We start from the raw sequence: 19,541 nt of genomic DNA, 5'->3' as shown, positions 1-19,541 counted from the left end.
GCCATGTCCGGTTCGTTGCTGTTCGCCTTTGTCGTGTTCTCCGTCGTGATGTTCTTCACGCCGGGCCCGAACAACATCATGCTGCTGTCGTCGGGGCTGACCTACGGCTTCCGCCGCACGCTGCCGCACATCGCCGGCATCACGGTCGGCTTTGCGTTCATGGTCGGCGCTGTCGGGGTCGGGCTGGGGGCCATCTTCATCGCCTATCCGGTGCTGCAGACCATCCTGAAATATGGCGGGGTCGTCTATTTGGTCTATCTCGCTGCCGTGATCGCCATGGCCGAGCCGCCCTCGGCGGACAAGGACGCCAAGAGTGGCCGCGGGCCGATGACGTTCTGGGGCGCCGCCATGTTCCAGTGGATCAATGCCAAGGGCTGGGTGATGGTGATCGGCACCATCACGGCGTATGCGGCGATCGCCGCCCTCCCGTGGAACATCGCGATCCAGGTCGGCCTCAGCCTGCTCCTCGGCACGGTCTCCTGCACCGTCTGGGCGCTGTTCGGCTCCGCGCTGCGGCCGGTCCTGACCTCGCCCCGCGCGATCCGGATATTCAACGTGGTGATGGCCGTCCTGCTGCTGGCCTCGCTCTACCCGGTGTTCATGGACGCATGATGCCGCACCGCGCCATGCAGGATGGGGGTTTCCCAGGACCACGAAAATGCTCTAGACAACGCCGGAAATTCGCGGGCGGCCGGCGGTTCTGTCCTTCCGAAAGCCTGATCCATCGGCCGATGTTCGGCCCCCTTCAAACGAGGAAACCACGATGCGAGTTTACTACGATCGCGATGCCGACCTGAACCTGATCAAGGGCAAGAAGGTCGCCATCGTCGGCTATGGCAGCCAGGGCCACGCCCATGCGCTCAACCTGAAAGACAGCGGCGTCAAGGACGTGGCGATCGCGCTGCGCAAGGGTTCGGCCTCGGCCAAGAAGGCCGAGAATGCCGGCTTCAAGGTGATGGAAGTCGCCGAGGCCGCCAAATGGGCCGACCTCGTGATGATGCTGACCCCGGACGAGCTGCAGGGCGACATCTATCGCGAGCACCTGCACGACAACATGAAGAAGGGCGCGGCGCTCGTCTTCGCCCACGGCCTCAACGTGCACTTCAACCTGCTCGATCCGCGCGCCGACCTCGACGTGCTGATGATCGCGCCGAAGGGCCCCGGCCACACCGTGCGCTCCGAATATCAGCGCGGCGGCGGCGTGCCCTGCCTGATCGCGATCGCCAAGGATTCCTCCGGCAACGCCCATGACCTCGGCCTCAGCTACGCCTCGGCGATCGGCGGCGGCCGCGCCGGCATCATCGAGACCACCTTCAAGGAAGAGTGCGAGACCGACCTGTTCGGCGAGCAGGTGGTGCTCTGCGGCGGCCTGGTCGAACTGATCAAGGGCGGCTACGAAACCCTGGTCGAGGCCGGCTACGCGCCGGAGATGGCCTATTTCGAGTGCCTGCACGAGGTGAAGCTGATCGTCGACCTGATCTATGAAGGCGGCATCGCCAACATGAACTACTCGATCTCCAACACCGCCGAATACGGCGAGTACGTCACCGGCCCGCGCATCGTCACCGACGAGACCAAGAAGGAGATGAAGCGCGTGCTGAACGACATCCAGTCCGGCAAGTTCGCCCGCGACTGGATGCTGGAGAACAAGGTCAACCAGACCTCGTTCAAGGCGACCCGCGCCAAGCTCGCCGCGCATCCGATCGAGCAGGTCGGCGAGAAGCTGCGCGACATGATGCCCTGGATCAAGAAGGGCGCGCTGGTCGACAAGTCGAAGAACTAAGGGCGCGCAGGGTGGGCAAAGCGCAAGCGTGCCCGCCCTCACGAGCACGACGCGGATGGTGGGCACGCTTCGCCTTGCCCACCGTGCCGTCCTCGTCATTGCGAGCGAAGCGAAGCAATCCATCGCGCGGCAAGCGGCGACATGGATTGCTTTGCAATTTTGTCGCGAGCTCCTCGCGGGATGTTCGGTGCTGGAGGGCTACCCCACCGCCGCCGGCTGCTTCTCGATCCGGTTGTGCAACTGCCAGAACCGCACCGTGCGCTGCGCGGTTTCCAGCGACAGGCGCCGGTAGTCGCGCTGCGCGAGCTCCAGTGTCGCCTCGTCGAGCGGACGCGGCAGCGAGCGTTTGCGCAAGATGGTTTCCACCGTCGGCCAGTTCAGCCGCGCCGAGCGGCACGGGATCAGCAGCAGGTCGGAGCGCAGGCCGAGCATCAGCCGTTCGATCAGCACGATGGGCACGTCGTTGAGCACGGCGAGCGCGACCGTGACCTCGTCGAACTTGCCGCTTTCCGCGAACTTGTACACCGCCGCGTCATCGAGCTCGTTCAACTGCTTCATCAGTTTCACGAGTTCTTCCGCGATCCCGTAGTTGCGGCGTGGGGTGACGGCTTCGAGCTCGGCGACGTGCTCGAGCACCTGCCGGATATCGTCACGCACCGCCGGAGGCGCGATCGCCAGCAGGCGGGCGCGCACCGCGGCCTTGGCGCGAAGAAGGAGGTCGTGCAACAGCCTCGCCGGAAGGTCGATGCGCAGCCCGAGGATCTCGACCAGCTCATCGTCGCGTTCGGCGCGGGCGACGATCCTGGAATAGCCGTCATCGGAGAATTGCGCGCTGGCGTTCTTGGCGAGACGCCGGATCACCCGGTCCTCGCCGCGGTCGATGATCACGTCGGTGACGCTCTCGGGCAGGTTCTCCCGCGCCGAGATCGCAAAGAGATGGTCCTGTCCCTTGGTGCTGGCGATCTCGCGCAGTGCCTCGGTGCTGAGCCGGTTCGACTGCGTCAGCACCTCGCCGGCGACGCCGATGTCGTCGTCCCAGGCCAGATACTGGATCACCTCGAACGGCGCGTAGTCGAGCGGCGCCAGCCGCTTCGACAGTTCGGCCCGCGCCCGCGTCTCGACGCGCGCGACCAGGAGGCACAGCACGTCGTCGAACACCTTGACCTGTTCGTCGTTGAGGCGGTCGCCGTCGTTCAGGAACAGGTCGGTAACCCGCCGCAGCGTCTGCACGCGCTTGGCGGAGGTCCCGTCCCGGACTGCATCTTCAAGTTCGGCAATGATCGATTGTGCCGGCTGTTGCGCCATGGCAGCCTGTTGGTTGTTGGAGAACACCTCACAGCACGATGCGGCAGCCGATCTTACGGCTGTGTTAAGCCGGAACCCGGTGCAAATACGGGGCGCACCGCATCGTTAACGGGGCGCGACCGCGCAGGATTCAATTCAGTTGGCAGGCTGCGGAATGCTCTTTAGGATTTCTTCACGATGACTCCATCGCCGGGCCACTTTTCACCTCCATCGTCTGCGTGATGACCGACGCAAAGAACCAGGACGAACTGGCCCGCCTCGCAGAGGACGCACTGCGTGCCCATCCCGGCTGCGAGACAGCGCGGGTGCCCGTAGTCACCGCGCTGCCCGATGCGCAGATCGGCCGAAACTGGGAGATTCCCCACGTCGTGCTCGGCGACAGCCTGATCAGCGATGTCGACCGCGCCGTGATGTCGGTGCATCGCCGGCTCGGCCGCAAGTTTCATCTCGTGTGAGACGATCGGGTCTCCTCGCGCGCTAGCCTGCCTGCGCCGGGCGGGACGCCGGGCGCGAGGCCATGCCGGTCATCCGCAGCACGAACACTGCGACGAGTGGGATGAGGAACAGCGCGTAGAGCGGCATCTCGGGAATCCGCTTGCCGAACGAGACCATGAACTGCACCAGCAGGTAATAGCCGCCGACAAGGTGCAGCGCGCGCCAGGCGCGCGGGCCCAGTATCGCAGCGGTGCGATCGAACGAGGTCGCCGTCAGGGCGACGATGAAGGCGTAGCCGATGCCGCCGAAGATGAAGGAGACGGCCGAGGTCGCTGCGGCGAAGCCGGCCGGATCGAGCGCAGCGAACGCGGCGATCGCGATCGCATGGATGGCGTGCGAGGCGGCGAAGCTGACGCCGAGATAGCGGCGGTTGCGCCGCTGCCAGCGCGTCCAGCCGTTCGGCCATAGCTGCGCCGCCGCCGCCGCGGAGAAGGCGAGGCAGAACAGCAGCAGCGAGGTGCGCGCGGTGAAGCGGATCACCATCCGCACGCCCTCAACCTCGAATTGCCGCATGGCGGCGATCCAGATCGAAAGCCCGATCAGGGTCAGCGTGAGCAAGGCGAACAGCCGCCAGCCCTCGAACCAGTTTCGCCGCATCGTCATGCCCAGCCTCCCACGTAATGTAATCACCAGTTACATAGCGGCGCGGCGCGCGGTCAATCCGTGTAATCGGTGCTTACATTCACAAGCGGGTGATGCTAGAGCAGCGTGATGCGCCGCCCCGCCAAGAGCCCGCCGCCAGGACGCCGACCCGCCAAGCCGCGTCCGGCTGCGGAGCGCGCGCCGGCGGCGAGGCCCTATCACCACGGCGACCTCCGCCGCGTCCTGATCGAGGCCGCGATGCAGCTGGTCGGCGAGGGCGGGCCGGAGGCGGTCAGCGTCCGCGAGGCCGCCCGCCGCGCCGGGGTCTCGCCGGGCGCGCCGTTCCGGCATTTCCCGAGCCGGGACGCCCTGATCAACGCGGTCGCGGAGGAGGCGCAGCGCCGCTTCCGCGCCGAGATCGAGGCGGCGCTGGCCGGCGCGCCCGCCGGCGATCCCCTGGGATGCTTCCGCAGCCTCGGCATCGCCTATCTGCGCTGGGCGATGCAGAACCCGACCCATTTCGAGATCATCTCCAGCCGCCGCTTCTTCGACCACGACCGCTCGGGTGAAGTCTCCAGCGACAATGCCGAACTGATCGACCTGACGGCGCGCACACTGGCCGACGCGTTTGCGGCCGGGCAGCTCGGGGCGGTCGACCTGAAGCAGGTGCAGATCGCCGGCCGCGCGCTGGTGTATGGTTTTGCCCGAATGCACATTGACGGCCACCTGCCGCGCTGGGGCATCACGGAGGCGGACGCCGAGGCGATGGCGGCGGGGATCGTCGACCTCTTCATCGCGGGGATCGCGCGGCCGAGACCTGCTGCGAAAGTTGAAGGCGCGCAGTGACGGCAGCAGGCATTGGCGCTTCGGCAAATCGATTGCCCATTCATGACGATTCAATTACGATTTTGTGACATGGCGCGGATACCGGCTGTGCCGTGTGCCTCCTGGCCGTTGCCAGCCCAGGCGAATGCATTGCGCCGGGTTGTATTGCGTCCCGCCCATGGCGCCCGCGCCCCAGCAAAACTCCTCCGTCGCCGCGCTGGCCGGCAGCCTGGTCGCGATCGGCATCTGGCGGTTGATGGCGGTCGCCGCACCGCATCTCGGCGCGCTGATCGTGATGCTGCGGACCGAGACCGATTTCGGCTCGCGGATCTGCTTCCTGCTGACCTGGGGCATCATGAACTTGCTGTTCATTGCCCTGTTGCGCCGCCCGGCGCTGTCGAGCGCGCTGTCGCTGACCCTGGTCGTGCTGGTGGTGCTGCTGTCGCGCTTCAAGCACGACGTGGTGCAGATGACCGCGAACTTCGTCGACCTGATGGTGATCGACCGCGACACCGCATCGTTCCTGCTCACGATCTTCCCAAATTTGCGCTGGTCGATTATCGGCGCCGGGCTCGTCACGCTGCCGCTGATGTATGCGCTGTGGTGGCTCGATCCGTTTCGCATTCGCCGCCTGCCGGCCGCCGCGGGCTGTCTCGCCTGTGCCGCGGCGCTGTCGGCCTATTCCTTCACCTGGCCGGACGAAGCCTGGCGCGGCTATTACGACGATGGGTACCTGTCGAAGTTCGCGCGCTCCGGCGTGACCGCGGTGTCGGATTTCGTCGCCTACGGTTTCATGGAATCGGATCGGAGCTCGAACGAGCAACTGAAGGTGCCGCTGGTCGACGCCTGCCACCCCGCCGGCCGGCGGCCGAACATCATCATGATCCATGATGAATCGAGCTTCGACATCCGCGCCGCCGCCGGGGTCAAGGTGCCGGCCGGCTATGGCAGCCAGTTCAAGTCCTATGACGGCGTCGCGCGCAAATTCGTCGCCGAGAGTAATGGCGGGCCGAGCTGGTTCACCGAATACAACGTGCTCGCCGGGCTGTCGTCGCGCTCGTTCGGCCGCTTCGCCCACTTCGTCACCCGCATCGCGTCGGGCCGCGTCGAGCGCGGCCTGCCGCTCGCGCTGCGCCGCTGCGGCTACGAGACGCTCTCGCTGTATCCGGCATTCGGCGGCTTCATGAGTGCGCGCAGCTTCCAGGCCACCGCCGGCATCCAGCAATTCTACGACGCGCACGACATGCATGCGAAGGACGTCGAGCCTGACAGCTTCTTCTACGACAAGGCGCTGAAATTGATGTCGGAGCAGAAGACGCCGGGCACGCCGCTGTTCGCCTTCGTCTATCTCGCCGCCAATCACTTTCCGTGGGAGACGAAATTCCGTCCCGACCTGCTGCCGTCGTGGAAGCGGCCGGGCAATCCGCCTGCGATCGACGAATATCTTCGCCGGCAGGCGATGAGCGCCAGCGACTATGCCGGCTTCGTCGCGGCCTTGAAGAAGAAGTTTCCGGCGCAGCCGTTCCTGATCGTACGCTACGGTGACCATCAGCCGGAATTCTCGCCGCAACTGCTCGATCCGCAACTCGACGAGGCCGGCATCGGCAAGAAGCTGATGGATTACGATCCGCGCTACTACGCGACGTACTACGCGATCGACGCCATCAACTTCGAGCCGGTGAAGAGCACCGCGGTGATGGACACGATCGATGCGGCCTATCTGCCGCTGGTGATCCAGGAGGCCGCCGGCATTCCGCTCGATCCGTCGTTCGAGGAGCAGAAGGCGATCATGCTCCGCTGCGGCGGCAAATTCTATTCCTGCAAGGACGGCGCCGAGGCGCGCCGCTTCAACCGCATGCTGATCGACGCGGGAATGATCAAGGGGCTTTGAGTTCGCTCCGAGACCCGCGCGCGGAAGCAGCGGACGCATGCGCATCTCTGTTCGCGTCGTTGCGAGTGATGGATTGCTTCGTCGCTTCAACAGAAAATTGCTCTGCAATTTTGTCGCGAAATCCTCACAATGATGATGGAACTACCGGCCGCCAATCTTCTCCCACAGCCATCTCGCCACCGCATCCGGCGACGACGAGGCATCATTGCCCGATGCGCGCAGGTTGGCCTCGCGCATGTCGGCGATGCCGATCTTGCCGAGCAGCGGCTGCAGTGCGGCCTTCAGCGTCTCGTCGTCTTTTCGTTTCGGTGACAGCAGCACGATCGCGTCATAGGGCGGGATCGCGTGCCTATTGTCCTCGAGCACGACGAGGTCGTATTTCGCGATCAGGCCGTCGCTGGTGTAGCCGGCGATGACCTCGACCTCGCCGGAGGCGACCGCGGCGTACATGAAGTCCGGCTGCATCTGCCGCTGGGCGCGGAACGATAGCGCATACGCCTTCTGGATGCCGGCCCATTCCGGCCGCGAGAAGAACTCATAGTCGCCGGCGATCGACATGGTCGGCGCCCGCGACGCGAGGTCGGCGATCGAACGGATGCCGAGTTGGTCGGCGCGCCTCCTCGGCATCACCAGCGCATAGGCATTCTCGAAGCCGAGCTCGCCGAGCAGCGTGATGTTCTGCTGCGCCAGCGTGGTCTTGAGCTCGCCGAGCAGTTCCGCGCGCGGCCGGATGTCGGTGCGGTGGAACTGGTTGGCCCATAACGTGCCGGAATAGTCGACGTAGACATCGATGTCGCCGGCAGTCAGAGCATCGAAGATCACGCTGGAGCCGAGGCCGGCGCGCGTTGTGGCCGACAGCCCGGCCGCTTGAAGACGCTGCGCCAGCAGCGCCGACAGCACGTATTGCTCGGTGAAGGTTTTTGCGCCGACGACATAGCGGGACTGCGAGCGACCGAGCGACGGGACTAGCGTGGCCGCGATCAGCGCCGCGATGCCGAGCCCGCCGAGCGCGGTGCGGAGACGGCTGCGGGTGCGCAGGCCGTTCTCGATCAGCGCCAGCAACTGGTCGACAACAAGCGCGAGCACCGCGGCGGCGATGCAGCCGAACAGCACGAACACCCAGTTCTGGGTCTGCAACCCTGCGAAGATGTAGTTGCCGAGGCTGGTCTGGCCGATCGGCGTCGACAGCGTCGCGGTGCCGATCACCCACACCGCCGCAGTGCGAATACCGGCCATCATCACCGGCAGCGCCAGCGGCAGCTCGATCATGGTGAGCGATTGCCGCGGCGTCATGCCGACGCCTTGCGCGGCCTCCAGCACCGCGGGATCGACGCCCGAAAGACCCGTGATGGTGTTGCGCAGCACCGGCAGCATCGAGTAGAGCGCGAGCGCCAGCACCGCCGGCAGGAAGCCGAAGGCGGAGAAGCTGACGCCGAACCACGCGGCAGTCAGCGCCGCGAGCGCCAGCAGCAGCGGATAGAACAGGGCGAGCAGGGCAAGGCCCGGCACGGTCTGCACGACGCTGGCCAGCCCAAGCAGCGCGCCGCGCAGCAGCGGCCGATTGCGGGCGATGATCGCCAGCGGCAGGCTGACCGCAAGCCCGAGCGCCAGCGCGGCGACGCTGACGCGCACATGGCTGCCGAGATAGTCGCCCAGATGTCCGAGCGCCTCACTCCAGCGCGGATCGGTGCCGAGGTTCATGCCGCGCCGTCCCGCGGCAGCAATGCGCCGAGCCGCTCGGCCTGGCGCCGCGGCGTGCGCAGGAGCTCGCCGACATAGGCGTCGGTGCCGGCGGAGAGCTCGGCTGGCGTGCCCAGCGCCAGCAGCCGGCCGGCGCGCATCACCGCGACACGGTCCGCGAGCAGCAGCGCCTCGGTCATGTCGTGGGTGATCATGATCGTGGTCAGGCCGAGGCTGCGATGCAGGCGGCGGTAGTCATCGCCGAGCGCATCGCGGGTGAGCGGGTCGAGCGCGCCGAACGGCTCGTCCATCAGCACGATGCGCGGCTTCGCAGCCAGCGCACGCGCCACACCGACGCGCTGGCGCTGGCCGCCGGAGAGCTCGTGCGGCAGGCGGTCGCGGTATTGCGCGCGGTCGAGCTGCACAAGGTCGAGCAGTTCGTCGATCCGTGCTGCGATCTCGGCCTGCGGCCAACCGAGCAGTCTCGGTGTGATGCCGATATTGCCCGTGACCGACAAATGCGGAAACAGTCCGCCGCTCTGGAAGACATAGCCGATGCGGCGACGCAGCAGGATCGGATCGAGCTGGCTGACATCCTCGCCTTCGATCGCGATCCGGCCGCGATCGGCTTCGATCAAGCGGTTGGCAAGCCGCAGCAGCGTGGTCTTGCCGGAGCCCGAGCCGCCGACGATCGCCACGAATTCGCCCTGGGTGACCTCGAGCGAAACGTCATCGACCGCCACCACGCGGCCGCCGTCAAAGCTCTTGCCGACATGCGCATAGGCGATCAGCGGCGTTACCGACATTTCCAGGCGACCTCAGGTCTCACTATCGCGAGCGACAGTGATAGCCCATAAAATGGACTTTGACTTGAGCCGCGGCGCCTAGGCCAACGGTTGGGGTCACCGGTTCCTTGATTCGAGCGACGGCTACCGCGAATCAAACCCCTTGCAGAAAGTCCGTGAGCGCATCACACTTCGTTCTTGGGCACGTATTTGCCCATGATGCACTTGTAGCTGCGCAAGCGCCAATCGTGATACGGCCCCTTGGCAAGCCAGTCGGCGATGCCGATTTGCGCATTCACTGCGCAGGCGCCCATGGTGATGCCGGATTGGTCACTGGTTGTGACGATCTTTTCCATGCAGAGTTGAGCATTGCAGAGGATGGCGACGAGCGTAACGAGCATGATGGCCCTTATCGGTGGAATAACGCGATCTGACGCGATGTCTGAACCGGCGACTTCTGAACCAATTCATGCAGGGTTCGTGCCACTATCGGCGTCGGCGGCGTCATGGCGGACAAGCCCGGGAAAGTACGGCCCGCTGCAAAGCCGCGCGGTACGCCGCGTAGCCGCCCGTTTGAGTGTGCGCTATACTCCGTACCCAACTAGGACGCGAGATCGAAGCCAGTGAGGGACGTTGCGCGGTCGGGGGCTGCATCGATGATGACGTTACCTGAGTTGGCGGCAGGAGCTCTGGAGAAGTTTCTCGCCACGTGGGTCAGCCGCACGTTCGGATCCTCGCAGGCCCGCTTCGGCGAGCTTCTTCCGGCCGCGGCACGCATCGCGCTGGAATGCATCGGCAACAGCGACGCGCTCTACCACAATGTCGAGCACACGATGCTGGTCACGCTCGCCGGTCACGACATCATCCGCGGCCGCGCATTGCACACCCACGTCACGGCCGAGGACTACACGCATACGATCATCGCCTGCCTGACCCACGACATCGGGTATGTGCGCGGGCTGCTCAAGGGCGACGGACCGGACGGCTATGTCGTCGATGCAACCGGCCGCAAAGTGGTGCTGCCGCGCGGCTCCTCCGATGCCGGCCTGATGCCGTACCATGTCGACCGCTCCAAGCTCTACGTACTCGACAGGCTCGAGGCGGTGCTTCCGATCGATCGCGAGCGCGTCGCGCGCAACATCGAGGGCACGCGGTTTCCGGCGCCGGAAGGCCAGGAATACGACGACGAGGCGGCGATCGTCCGGGCCGCGGATTTCATCGGGCAGCTCGGCGATCCCAACTACATCCGCAAGGCGAACGCGCTCTATCACGAGTTCGAGGAGGTCGGCATCAACCGCCAACTCGGCTATGAATCGCCGGCCGACATCGTGGATCGCTATCCGCAGTTCTACTGGAACATCGTTGCGCCGCACATCCAGGGCGCCATCAGCTGTCTCAACATGACGGCGAGCGGCCGGCAGTGGATCGCGAACCTCTACAGCAACGTCTTCCGCGCCGAACGCGAGGTGACGCTGTCCGGACCACAGACCTGACGACGACGCGTAGCCCTGGGAACGGCGTTCCCGGCCGGTCCGCAACGCGGCAATTTAGGCCCGTTTCGGCGATTGCACTGACGCCTCAAATCGGCGAGTTTGAGCCATGCATTGGGCTCTCAACCGAATCCGCAATCGACCCGGCGTTTTGTCGCGTCTCGCGCGGCTGCTTGCGGCCGCAATCGCCCTGTGGCCCGCGCTCGCCGTCGCCGGTCCGGTCTATGATGTCGACATGTATGCGCTGATGTCCGGCACCTGCCGCAACGTCAACGTCGCCGGTCGCAACTACACCTGCAAGGCGGTCGCTTACTTCCACACCCAGCGCGGCCGCTCCGAGTTCACTGTCGTGCTGGACGATCCCGCCGACAACAGCCACATCATCTCGTTCTCCGGCGAGAGCGTCGGCAAGACCCAGGACAATCTGTTCGAGCTAGCGGTCGACCGCATGCTGCTGAAATCGAAGGATCGCCCGCGGGTCGACGGGCTGCCGTCGCCGCAGGTCGAAATGTCGACGGGGTCGTGCCGACAGGTCGGCAGCTTTGTGACCCGGCAGGTATCGAGCATCAGCTGCAACGCCACCGACCAGAACGGCAGGAAGTACGAGCTGAACTTCGAATCCGACGGCTCGCCGATGACGCTGCGCAAGCTGCGGCAGGCCGCGCTGCCGACCGATCGGCAGCGCGCCCGCCAGATCGCGCAGCTCGAATGCCGCCTCAAGGCGCGCGCCGCGCAGATCCTGCCGCGCGATACGGCGGCCTTCGTGATCCGTTGCCTCGGCGAGGACGGCGGCAAGCCTGCGGGCGATCAATAACCGCGCGCCTCCAAGGAAGGGAGAATTCGATGCGCCCAGGACTCTACGCGATAGCCGCGCTCGGCGTGCTTGTCAGCGGGCCTGCCGCCGCCCAGGCCTATGACCCGAACTACCCCGTGTGCATGCAGGTCTATGGCGGCCGGATGACTGCCGATTACATCGATTGCAGCTTCACATCGATTCCGCAGTGCCAGGCGACGGCCTCGGGGCGGCCGGCGATGTGCTCGGTCAATCCATTCTATGCGGGTCCGAAGAAGCCGAAGAGCCGGGCCCACAAGCGGCGTCCCTACGTGGACTAGGGAGCCGGGCCCCATCGCGTCTTCTGCTGCTTCATCCCCGATCCCAACAAGGGCCGAAGCGCGGGGCGTCATTTCACCGTCATGCACTCCCGATACCGGTCGCGGCTGCATTGCAGATTCCGTGACGCGGTGCAGCGTCAAGTCCAGGCACATTGGGAGGCTTCATGTCGTCTTTTACCGTAGCAAGCGGCTCCATTGTCACGTCCGCGAAGACCGTCGGCGGCAATGACATTGGTACCATCGCGGCCGGCGGCACCCTCCAGGCTGCGACCACTGTCGTTTGGACGGGCGGCTCGAACAGCCCAGGCGTGGTGATCGACAATGCCGGTACCATCAGCGCCACCACGCGCGGCATCGACACCTCGGGCTCGTTCTCGACCGGCAGCCTCAGCCTGATCAACCGGGCCGGCGCCAAGCTGATTGCCGCGAACAACGACGCGTTCCGGATCAACACCAACATCACCGATGGCACGGTCTCGGTCGACAATTCCGTCATCATCGTTTCCGGCGCGCTCGACGCCAACAACAACATCGTCGCGCATGCCAGCGGCCAGGCGCTCGACTTCGCCACGATCACCTCGGCCAGCGCCGTCATCAACATCACCAACCGCACCGGCGCCGTGATCGGCGCCAGCGGCGACGACGCGATCCGGCCGGGCGCCGGCACGATCACGATCACCAATGACGGGCTGATCGACGCCACGGCGTCGGCGAGCCGCGCCATCAATCTCAACACCTCGAGCCTGGCCAACCTGACCTCCTTCACGCTGACCAACCAGCAGCACGGCGTGATCCAGTCGCAAGGCGATGCCGTCCGCCTCACGGCGAGTGCCCAGCCGCTCAATGCCGCCTATGTCGTGACAGTCGACAACGCCGGAACCATCCAGTCGACCGGAAACACCGGCTCGACCAACGGCCAGGCGATCGACTTCACCGATCTGGTGTCGGCCTCGGGCAGCATTCATCTCACCAACCAGGCGACCGGCTTGCTGCAGGCCGCCGATGCCGACGCGATTCGCGGCGGCGTCAACATGGTGATCGACAATTCCGGGCGCATCGTCAGCCACGCCTCGTCCGGCGACACCGGCAATGACGGCATCGATTTCCAGGGCAATACCGGCGGCGTCGTCAACAACCACGCCGGCGGCGTGATCGAGGGCGCGCGCCACGGCATCACCGGCGATCAGGTGGTGACGGTGACCAACGATCTCGGCGCCAGCATCATCGGCGACAATGGTGCAGGCATCAACCTCGACAGCGCGGCAACCACCACCGCGACCATCGCCAACAACGGCTTCATCACCGGCCATTCCAACGGCACGGACGATGGCGACGGCGTCGACGTCGACGGTTTGGTCGCGCTGACCAACAGTGGCACGATCACCGCAACCGGCCATACCGACGGCAACCTCGCCGAAGCCCTTGCGATCGGCGGCGGCAGCGTCGTCAATCACGGCACGATCGACGGGGCCGATCGCGGCATCACCGTCGACGACAGCAATCTCGGCAACGCCTTTGCCGCGATCACGATCTTCAACGACGGCCTGATCCGTGGCGGCAACGGCCAGGCGATCGCGATCACCGATACCTTCGCCGACACCATCACCAACAAGGGCACGATCGACGGCAGTATTGCCATGGGCGGCGGCGACGATACGCTGAACGACTATGCCGGCTCGACCTTCACCTCGACCATCGATGGCGGCGACGGCACCGATACGATCAACCTGCTCGGCGCCGGTGCAGGTACGCTGGCGCACGCCGTCAATTTCGAACTGCTTGACGTGCAGGGCGGCAACTGGCGGATCACCGACAGCGAAAGCTTCGCCTCCGGCATCGCGATCGCGGCTGGCGCGAGCCTGACCATCGCCGATGGCGGCGCGCTGGCCGGTGCCATCACCAATGACGGCATCCTCGGCGTCAGCCATTCTGACACCTTCGTCTTCAACGCGGCGATCTCGGGCGGCGGCGCCTTCGATCAGGCCGGAACCGGCACCACCGTGCTGGCCCGTTCGAACGCCTACAGCGGCGGCACGACGCTGCATGCCGGAACGCTCGAGCTGGCCGCGCTGGACGCAGCCGGAACCGGCGCCATCACCTTCGAGGCCGGCGCGCAGACGCTGCGCATCGATCAGGCTGCGCTGGATCACGGCCATCTCGGCAACACGATCGAGGGCTTTGCCACTGGCGACACCATCGATCTCGCCGGCATCGGCAAGGCCAAGCAGGCGACGCTGTCGGCCGACAATGTGCTCACCATCACCGGCGGCACGACAGGCGCGATTTCGCTGCAGCTGGATTCCCACGCCTATGCGTCGGGCCTCAACTTCCAGCTGACCTCCGACGGCCACGGCGGCACCAACATCACCGTGGTTTCCGACAATCCGGTCGAGGGCACCAACCGCGGCGACCTCTTGATCGCCAAGCTGTTCAGCCCGTTCGGCAGCTTCCTCGACGGCAAGGGCGGCAATGACGTGCTGATCGGCGGCCTGCATTCCGACGTGCTGAACGGCGGTGGCGGCAGCGACTTGCTGTACGGGGGCGTCGGCGCGGACCAGTTCCGCTTCAACGGCACCGATCAGGTCGCCGGCCAGCGCGCCACCGACACGGTGTTCGACCTCAACTTCAACAAGGGCGACGCGCTGGTGTTCTACGACTACGAGGCCGGCACCTTCGCCTCGCACGGCGACCATCCGGCGACCGTGCTCGATACCGGCGAAGGCGCGGGGTCCGGCGCGGTGGTCAATTCGATGGCGGCGCTGGTCGATCTGGTCAACGGCTCGGCCGATGTCACGGCGCAGCGCGGCGGCGGCAACGATCTCGTGCTCGACATCAACCAGGCCAACGGCAGCCACGAGACCATCGTGCTCGATCATCAGTGGCAGGCGTATGTGCAGGCGGCCGGCGGACATGGCCACTTCATGGTCTGAAGCGCCGCCAATGCCTTGGTGCGGCCGCGCAGGACGCGGCCGTACTCAGATCGGCGCGGTCAGCGCGTCATAGGTGAACAGCCAGTCATAGCGTTCGCGGACCCGGTCAGGCTGCCATTCGCGCGTGACATAGGCATCGGCGCCCTCGGCGTCGGCGAGCGCCGGATTGTGGAAGCGCCTGGCGTTCTCCGCCGACTTCATCACGATCGTATTGGTCCGCGTCAGCCGCGCCGCCTGATAGCGCTGCAGGGCCTCATCAGGTGGGAAGGTTTCGAGGCAGCGTGCCAGTACCATGCCGTCCTCGATCGCCATGTTGGCGCCTTGCGCGAGGAACGGCAGCGTCGGATGCGCAGCGTCGCCGAGCAGGCAGGCGCGCCCCGCAACGAAGTGATCGAGCGGATCGCGTCCGAGCAGCGCCCATTTGTAGGGCACATCGACGTTTTCGATGATGGTGTGGATTGCCGGATTCCACCCGGCGAACGCTGCGCTGCAGGCTCGCGCGTGCCGCGCTCGGTCCAGGATTCCACCGACCAGCTCTGGCCTTCGAAGATGCCGACGAAGTTCAACAGCTCGCCGCGGCGCACGGGATAGGTGATGACATGGCCGCCGGGGCCGATCCAATTGGTGCCGACGTCGCGCTGCAGCGGTACCGGCAGACGTGCCATCGGCACCAGGCCGCGCCACGCCGCCACGCCGGTGAAGTACGGCTTCATGTCGCCGCCGATCTGGCGGCGAATTTCCGAATGCACGCCGTCGGCGCCGACCACGGCGTCGCCGTGGAGCCGCTCCCCATCGCCAAGCCGCAGCCAAATGCCGCCGCGATCCTCGTCGAATCCCGTGCAGCGGCTGCCGAGATGCAGCTTGCCCGGCGCCCGAGCGTTAAAGGCGTCGACCAGCACGCGGTGGAAGTCGCCGCGATGCACCATCCAGTAGGGCGCGCCGTAGATCTCGCGCGAGGAGGCGCCGAGGTCGAACAGCTTCCATGTCCGCCCGGTGCTGTAGAGCCGGATTTCCTTGCCCGAGGGCTCGCAGGCGATCGCCTGCATCTCGGCTTCGAGGCCGAGCGCGATCAGCACGCGCGTGCCGTTGGAGCTGAGCTGCACGCCGGCGCCGAGCTCGCGCAGCTCCGAGGCCTGCTCGAAAATCTCGACCTCGATGTCCCGCTGCAGCAGCGACAATCCGGCAACCAGTCCGCCGATCCCAGCGCCTGCAATCAGGACCCTTGGCTTGCACTGTGCGCTCATTCTGCCGCTACCTTCGCGTGATCAGGAAGTCGTCGGTGAATTCGCCGCGCGACACCTTGACAGGGATTTCGCCCTCGCTGCCGATCTCGACGATCTCCGACCCGGACTTGTTGTCCTCAGGCGTCAACAGCTCGATGCGCTCGGCGATCTTCTCGGCCTGCCATCCCGTCAGCTTCCAGGCAAAGCGGCCGCCGAGATCGCGCATGCCGAACTCGCCGTCAGCCGGCGTCAGTACCAGCACGTCGCGCGAGGTGGCGCCCGGAATGCGCTCCGCTACCGCGATGTCCTGCGGATCATCGGCGAAGCGCCGCAACAGGCGCGCCAGCGCCGCGAGATCGGGACCTTCGCCGAGGAACAGGAACAGCGGATGGAAATCGCTCGGCATGTATTCAAATCGCAGCATGGTCGCCTGTCCGTCGGCCGCAGTTACTCGCCGAGCACCCTGATGATGTCCTGGGCGTGGCACAGCTCGACGCTGCCGACATCGTCGGGCCGGGCAGGGACCTCGAGATATCGGACCTGCAGCCACTGACCATCATCCATGTTCTCCACCACTTCGGCGGTGACGCCTTGCTGCAACCGCAAGCGCGTCCCCACCTTGATCGCCATCACGTCAATCATGCTGTCGGCCTTGCTCAGAAGAACGTGGTCAGATTCTTGGCCAGCAGGATGTTCTGTTCAAGCAATATCTCGCGCCGCGCGATCTTCCAGCCGGTATCGGTCAAGCGCAGCGTGTCGTTGCGGCGGCCGACGAAGATGTAGGTCTCGTATTCGACACGATTCTGGTAGACGAGGAAGCGGCTGGTGGCATCCAGCTCACGCGCTGCGCCGACCTCCGGCCGCGCGCCCTTGATCTGCACATTGCTGACCATGTGCGTGATCCGCGACAGCGGCTCCTCGGCGTAGTGCACGCCGGTCAGGATCTGCTCGACGCGCTTGGTCAGCGTCCACTTGTCCTCGTCGAACCAGCTGATGCCTTCGCCGCGTTTGGTGTTCTCGCGTGCCGCCTGCTGGCCGAACTTCACGTTGCGCCGGATCGGCATGAAGTAGCTGATGTCCTCGGTCAATAGATCGAGCCAGTCGCGAAACCGGCGGTCATCGAGCAGGTCGGCCTCGTGGTAGTAGAAATCCTCGACATCGGCCTTCAGCCGGTAATAGGCCGCGGAGCGCTCAATCGCGGCGTCAGCAGCCGGCGCCTTGCTGTCCTGGTCCTGAATGGTCGTCGTCATGGGCTTTCTCCTCAGGAATGTCAGAGCGCCGGCTTGGGCGGGATCGGCCCGCCCTGCTGGGCGAAGCAGCCGACATCGATCACCGTGCCGGACAGTGTCTCGGCCTCCGGCGACAGCAGGAACGCCACGACATTGGCGATGTCGTTGCCTTCAGCGACGCGGCCCGCGGCGGTGCCCGGCGCGCCCTTGCCGAACCGCGATGCGTCGCCGCCGACGCGGCCGAGGCTCATGCCGCTGACGATACCGCCCCCGCCGGGGATCACGGTGTTGACGCGGATGCGCTGGTGGAAGAAGTCGTAGGCCATCGCCGCGCTCAGCGCGACCACGCCGCCCTTGCTGGCGCTGTAGACCGCCATGTTCGGCTTGCCCCAGCCGGCACCGGAGCCGATGTTGACGATCGAGCCGCCGCCCTGCGCGATCATGTGGGGGATCGCGGCGCGGCTGGTCAGATATGGGCCCTTCAAATTGACGGCGACGATCCGGTCGAACAGCGCCTCGTCGGTGTCGAGCACGGTGCCGAGCGGGCCGATCGCGGCATTGTTGACCACGCCGTCGATGCGGCCGAAACGCGCCAGCGCTCGCTCGACGACGCGAGCGACGTCGGTCGCCTGCGAGACATCCGCCTCCATCAGCTCGGCTGAGAGCCCCTCGCGATCTAGTTCCTCCCGCAGCGCCGGAATGGCGTTCTGCGCGGTGCTCGAGACCTGCGGCGCTTCGAGTCCGAACGCCAGCACCGAGTGGCCGCGCCTGGCAAGACCGAGCGTAATGGCGCGGCCAATCCCAAAGGTGCCGCCGCTGACGAGGACGGTTTTTCCCGGCGTGCTCATTCTGCGGCCTGCCGGTTGCCCGCGGGCGCACCGAGCAGCTCGTGCCAGTCGCCGCCCTGCATGTAGCTGGTCCAGCGCCGGTAGAAGCCGCGCGCGATCTGCTCGGTGATCTGGGTCGAAACCTCGCCGCCGAGCGGATGGTCGGTCACATACGCGCCCATCGATTGCTGATAGTTGAAGGGATAGCGCCGCGCGATCGTGCCGGTACTCGCCGCGGTCGCATAGAGCCAGTTCTCCATGTCGTCCTGCTCGGTCATGCCGGCCGGTCCGGAATAGCGCATGTAGTAGCGGCGCAGATATTCCTTGGCTTCCTTCGGCGCGTCCTTGTCGACCAGGAAGAAGCGCCAGCCTTCGGTCGAGGTCGGACTGTGCGGATGCCAGGCGCACAATCCACGCGGCTGCCGCCCGTGATAGGAGGTGTTGGGGAAGATGGTGCCGACGAACGGCAACAGCCGCGCCTGCTCGCCGAGCCGCCGCTTGCGCTCCTCGAAGCAATGCCGGAAGTATTTCTCCAGAATCGGATTGTCGAGGAAGGACTCGATGTAATCGTTGGCCTCCGGCTGGATCGCGCTGTGCACGCCGTGGCCTTCCGGAAAGCTGATCCAGACGTGCTGCGCCTTCTCCAGCTCGTCGTCGCGGCGGCCTTTCTTGCCGGCGGCGGCGCTCGGCCCGATGCCGATCAGGTCGACCGAGCGATGGCTCGGATTGTGATAGGTATCGCCGAGGAAATTCTCGGCGGCGAACTTCCAGTTGGCGGGGAACACCCATTTGTGGACACCGATCACCTCGGAGCCGCCCTCGCGGCCGTCGCGGCAGTCGAGCGCCTGGTCGAGATGGATCCTGGCGTCGCCGAGATAGGTGATGAAGTCGGGCGCATCCTTGTCCCAGGTCGCCCAGATTGAGCCTTTGTAGTTGCAGAGCTTGGCCACCGAGACCAGCGAGTTGGCCTCGCGGTCCAGCACGCCGTCATACAGCGTCCGGTGCAGCGGCACGCCCTGCAGCTTGCCATCCGTCGTATAGGTCCAGCTGTGATAGGGGCAGGTGAACAGCGAGGTGTTGCCCTGCTCATAGCGGCACACTTTCATGCCGCGGTGCCGGCACGAATTGAGGAAGACGTGGATCTCGCCCTTCTTGTCGCGGCACAGGATGACGGACTCTTCGCCCATCCGCGAGGTGTAGAAGTCGCCAGGGTTCGGCACCAGGCTCTCGTGCCCGACGAGGAGCCAGGCCCGGGTGAAGACCTTGTCGAGCTCCTGCCGGTAGATATCGGCGTCGACAAAAATCTCGCGGCTGATGAAGCCACCTTTGACGTCAACAAGCTGATCGAAATCGTTGCGAAGCGGCATCGGCTCCTCCTTGTCT

The 19,541-nt window shown here is 65.7% G+C and carries 21 protein-coding genes; 9 read left to right on the top strand and 12 right to left on the bottom strand.

Annotation, left to right across the window (positions count from 1 at the left end; all coding sequences use genetic code 11):
- Window positions 1-3 precede the first annotated feature (3 nt).
- Complete coding sequence (locus J6500_RS09790; protein ID WP_225712481.1) at window positions 4-612, top strand: LysE family translocator; 609 nt, start codon at window positions 4-6, stop codon at window positions 610-612.
- A gap of 151 nt (window positions 613-763) precedes the next feature.
- The gene (gene ilvC, locus J6500_RS09785; RefSeq protein ID WP_225712480.1) at window positions 764-1,783 is read left to right on the top strand and encodes a ketol-acid reductoisomerase; all 1,020 of its coding nucleotides are present in this window, start codon (window positions 764-766) and stop codon (window positions 1,781-1,783) included.
- A gap of 198 nt (window positions 1,784-1,981) precedes the next feature.
- Here the strand turns inward: ilvC and J6500_RS09780 are convergent, their stop codons facing one another.
- Window positions 1,982-3,088, bottom strand: coding sequence for a DUF2336 domain-containing protein (locus tag J6500_RS09780; protein ID WP_225712479.1), 1,107 nt, complete (start codon window positions 3,086-3,088; stop codon window positions 1,982-1,984).
- 221 nt (window positions 3,089-3,309) lie between these two features.
- Between J6500_RS09780 and J6500_RS09775 the strand changes: the two genes are divergently transcribed.
- The gene (locus tag J6500_RS09775) at window positions 3,310-3,543 is read left to right on the top strand and encodes a hypothetical protein (protein WP_225712478.1); all 234 of its coding nucleotides are present in this window, start codon (window positions 3,310-3,312) and stop codon (window positions 3,541-3,543) included.
- A 22-nt stretch (window positions 3,544-3,565) separates the two neighbouring features.
- Here the strand turns inward: J6500_RS09775 and J6500_RS09770 are convergent, their stop codons facing one another.
- On the bottom strand, window positions 3,566-4,186 hold the full coding sequence (locus tag J6500_RS09770; protein WP_225712477.1) for a hypothetical protein: 621 nt from the start codon (window positions 4,184-4,186) through the stop codon (window positions 3,566-3,568).
- A 108-nt stretch (window positions 4,187-4,294) separates the two neighbouring features.
- Here J6500_RS09770 and J6500_RS09765 point away from each other — a divergent pair, with 108 nt between their 5' ends.
- Together J6500_RS09765 and J6500_RS09760 are read left to right on the top strand one after the other, a co-directional pair.
- Complete coding sequence (locus tag J6500_RS09765) at window positions 4,295-5,011, top strand: TetR/AcrR family transcriptional regulator (protein WP_225712476.1); 717 nt, start codon at window positions 4,295-4,297, stop codon at window positions 5,009-5,011.
- A 157-nt stretch (window positions 5,012-5,168) separates the two neighbouring features.
- Window positions 5,169-6,881 (top strand): sulfatase-like hydrolase/transferase, encoded by a 1,713-nt coding sequence (locus J6500_RS09760; RefSeq protein ID WP_225712475.1) that lies wholly within the window; start codon window positions 5,169-5,171, stop codon window positions 6,879-6,881.
- Window positions 6,882-7,022: 141 nt separating this feature from the next.
- Here the strand turns inward: J6500_RS09760 and J6500_RS09755 are convergent, their stop codons facing one another.
- The 3 genes from J6500_RS09755 to J6500_RS09745 form a co-directional block, all read right to left on the bottom strand.
- Window positions 7,023-8,582: an ABC transporter permease/substrate-binding protein gene (locus tag J6500_RS09755; RefSeq protein ID WP_225712474.1), complete on the bottom strand. Its 1,560-nt coding sequence runs from the start codon at window positions 8,580-8,582 to the stop codon at window positions 7,023-7,025.
- A complete protein-coding gene (locus J6500_RS09750; protein WP_225712473.1) occupies window positions 8,579-9,367 on the bottom strand; it encodes an ATP-binding cassette domain-containing protein in 789 nt (262 codons plus the stop codon). Before J6500_RS09750 ends, J6500_RS09755 begins: the two co-directional genes overlap by 4 nt.
- Before the next feature lie 164 nt (window positions 9,368-9,531).
- Complete coding sequence (locus J6500_RS09745) at window positions 9,532-9,747, bottom strand: hypothetical protein (RefSeq protein WP_225712472.1); 216 nt, start codon at window positions 9,745-9,747, stop codon at window positions 9,532-9,534.
- Between the two features lie 255 nt (window positions 9,748-10,002).
- Here J6500_RS09745 and J6500_RS09740 point away from each other — a divergent pair, with 255 nt between their 5' ends.
- The 4 genes from J6500_RS09740 (at window position 10,003) to J6500_RS09725 (ending at window position 14,879) form a co-directional block, all read left to right on the top strand.
- Window positions 10,003-10,839 (top strand): metal-dependent phosphohydrolase, encoded by an 837-nt coding sequence (locus J6500_RS09740; RefSeq protein WP_225712471.1) that lies wholly within the window; start codon window positions 10,003-10,005, stop codon window positions 10,837-10,839.
- 148 nt (window positions 10,840-10,987) lie between these two features.
- The gene (locus tag J6500_RS09735; RefSeq protein WP_225712470.1) at window positions 10,988-11,650 is read left to right on the top strand and encodes a hypothetical protein; all 663 of its coding nucleotides are present in this window, start codon (window positions 10,988-10,990) and stop codon (window positions 11,648-11,650) included.
- Between the two features lie 29 nt (window positions 11,651-11,679).
- Entirely contained in the window at window positions 11,680-11,949 is a 270-nt protein-coding gene (locus J6500_RS09730) for a DUF3551 domain-containing protein (protein WP_225712469.1), read from the top strand.
- Window positions 11,950-12,113: 164 nt separating this feature from the next.
- On the top strand, window positions 12,114-14,879 hold the full coding sequence (locus J6500_RS09725) for a beta strand repeat-containing protein (RefSeq protein WP_225712468.1): 2,766 nt from the start codon (window positions 12,114-12,116) through the stop codon (window positions 14,877-14,879).
- A 45-nt stretch (window positions 14,880-14,924) separates the two neighbouring features.
- On the opposite strand, the gene J6500_RS09720 is transcribed toward J6500_RS09725, so the two are convergent.
- From J6500_RS09720 to J6500_RS09690, 7 genes are read right to left on the bottom strand one after another with little or no spacing between them, the layout of a single operon-like run.
- Window positions 14,925-15,218 carry an FAD-dependent oxidoreductase gene (locus J6500_RS09720; RefSeq protein WP_225712632.1) on the bottom strand — a complete coding sequence of 98 codons (294 nt, stop codon included), beginning with the start codon at window positions 15,216-15,218 and terminating at the stop codon, window positions 14,925-14,927.
- Window positions 15,101-16,123: an FAD-dependent monooxygenase gene (locus tag J6500_RS09715; RefSeq protein WP_225712467.1), complete on the bottom strand. Its 1,023-nt coding sequence runs from the start codon at window positions 16,121-16,123 to the stop codon at window positions 15,101-15,103. The genes J6500_RS09720 and J6500_RS09715 overlap by 118 nt, the downstream gene beginning before the upstream one ends.
- A gap of 7 nt (window positions 16,124-16,130) precedes the next feature.
- A complete protein-coding gene (locus tag J6500_RS09710) occupies window positions 16,131-16,526 on the bottom strand; it encodes a hypothetical protein (protein WP_225712466.1) in 396 nt (131 codons plus the stop codon).
- Window positions 16,527-16,549: 23 nt separating this feature from the next.
- Window positions 16,550-16,744 (bottom strand): hypothetical protein, encoded by a 195-nt coding sequence (locus J6500_RS09705; RefSeq protein WP_225712465.1) that lies wholly within the window; start codon window positions 16,742-16,744, stop codon window positions 16,550-16,552.
- A gap of 14 nt (window positions 16,745-16,758) precedes the next feature.
- Window positions 16,759-17,352, bottom strand: a complete 594-nt coding sequence (locus tag J6500_RS09700) for a 3-phenylpropionate/cinnamic acid dioxygenase subunit beta (RefSeq protein ID WP_225712464.1) — start codon at window positions 17,350-17,352, stop codon at window positions 16,759-16,761.
- 20 nt (window positions 17,353-17,372) lie between these two features.
- Complete coding sequence (locus tag J6500_RS09695) at window positions 17,373-18,179, bottom strand: SDR family NAD(P)-dependent oxidoreductase (RefSeq protein ID WP_225712463.1); 807 nt, start codon at window positions 18,177-18,179, stop codon at window positions 17,373-17,375.
- Window positions 18,176-19,525 (bottom strand): aromatic ring-hydroxylating oxygenase subunit alpha, encoded by a 1,350-nt coding sequence (locus J6500_RS09690; RefSeq protein ID WP_225712462.1) that lies wholly within the window; start codon window positions 19,523-19,525, stop codon window positions 18,176-18,178. Before J6500_RS09690 ends, J6500_RS09695 begins: the two co-directional genes overlap by 4 nt.
- Between the last annotated feature and the right edge of the window lie 16 nt (window positions 19,526-19,541).

This window comes from Bradyrhizobium semiaridum (assembly GCF_020329505.1).
Lineage (GTDB): Bacteria > Pseudomonadota > Alphaproteobacteria > Rhizobiales > Xanthobacteraceae > Bradyrhizobium > Bradyrhizobium semiaridum.
This window is presented reverse-complemented; position numbering and strand designations above follow the sequence as displayed.

What these genes read in the sequence shown, in the direction of transcription:
- J6500_RS09790 (WP_225712481.1), top strand. Translation starts at nt 4, where the DNA reads ATGTCCGGTTCGTTGCTGTTCGCCTTTGTCGTGTTCTCCGTCGTGATG.
- ilvC (WP_225712480.1), top strand. Translation starts at nt 764, where the DNA reads ATGCGAGTTTACTACGATCGCGATGCCGACCTGAACCTGATCAAGGGC.
- J6500_RS09780 (WP_225712479.1), bottom strand. Translation starts at nt 3,088, where the DNA reads ATGGCGCAACAGCCGGCACAATCGATCATTGCCGAACTTGAAGATGCA.
- J6500_RS09775 (WP_225712478.1), top strand. Translation starts at nt 3,310, where the DNA reads ATGACCGACGCAAAGAACCAGGACGAACTGGCCCGCCTCGCAGAGGAC.
- J6500_RS09770 (WP_225712477.1), bottom strand. Translation starts at nt 4,186, where the DNA reads ATGACGATGCGGCGAAACTGGTTCGAGGGCTGGCGGCTGTTCGCCTTG.
- J6500_RS09765 (WP_225712476.1), top strand. Translation starts at nt 4,295, where the DNA reads ATGCGCCGCCCCGCCAAGAGCCCGCCGCCAGGACGCCGACCCGCCAAG.
- J6500_RS09760 (WP_225712475.1), top strand. Translation starts at nt 5,169, where the DNA reads ATGGCGCCCGCGCCCCAGCAAAACTCCTCCGTCGCCGCGCTGGCCGGC.
- J6500_RS09755 (WP_225712474.1), bottom strand. Translation starts at nt 8,582, where the DNA reads ATGAACCTCGGCACCGATCCGCGCTGGAGTGAGGCGCTCGGACATCTG.
- J6500_RS09750 (WP_225712473.1), bottom strand. Translation starts at nt 9,367, where the DNA reads ATGTCGGTAACGCCGCTGATCGCCTATGCGCATGTCGGCAAGAGCTTT.
- J6500_RS09745 (WP_225712472.1), bottom strand. Translation starts at nt 9,747, where the DNA reads ATGCTCGTTACGCTCGTCGCCATCCTCTGCAATGCTCAACTCTGCATG.
- J6500_RS09740 (WP_225712471.1), top strand. Translation starts at nt 10,003, where the DNA reads ATGATGACGTTACCTGAGTTGGCGGCAGGAGCTCTGGAGAAGTTTCTC.
- J6500_RS09730 (WP_225712469.1), top strand. Translation starts at nt 11,680, where the DNA reads ATGCGCCCAGGACTCTACGCGATAGCCGCGCTCGGCGTGCTTGTCAGC.
- J6500_RS09725 (WP_225712468.1), top strand. Translation starts at nt 12,114, where the DNA reads ATGTCGTCTTTTACCGTAGCAAGCGGCTCCATTGTCACGTCCGCGAAG.
- J6500_RS09715 (WP_225712467.1), bottom strand. Translation starts at nt 16,123, where the DNA reads ATGAGCGCACAGTGCAAGCCAAGGGTCCTGATTGCAGGCGCTGGGATC.
- J6500_RS09710 (WP_225712466.1), bottom strand. Translation starts at nt 16,526, where the DNA reads ATGCTGCGATTTGAATACATGCCGAGCGATTTCCATCCGCTGTTCCTG.
- J6500_RS09705 (WP_225712465.1), bottom strand. Translation starts at nt 16,744, where the DNA reads ATGATTGACGTGATGGCGATCAAGGTGGGGACGCGCTTGCGGTTGCAG.
- J6500_RS09700 (WP_225712464.1), bottom strand. Translation starts at nt 17,352, where the DNA reads ATGACGACGACCATTCAGGACCAGGACAGCAAGGCGCCGGCTGCTGAC.
- J6500_RS09695 (WP_225712463.1), bottom strand. Translation starts at nt 18,179, where the DNA reads ATGAGCACGCCGGGAAAAACCGTCCTCGTCAGCGGCGGCACCTTTGGG.
- J6500_RS09690 (WP_225712462.1), bottom strand. Translation starts at nt 19,525, where the DNA reads ATGCCGCTTCGCAACGATTTCGATCAGCTTGTTGACGTCAAAGGTGGC.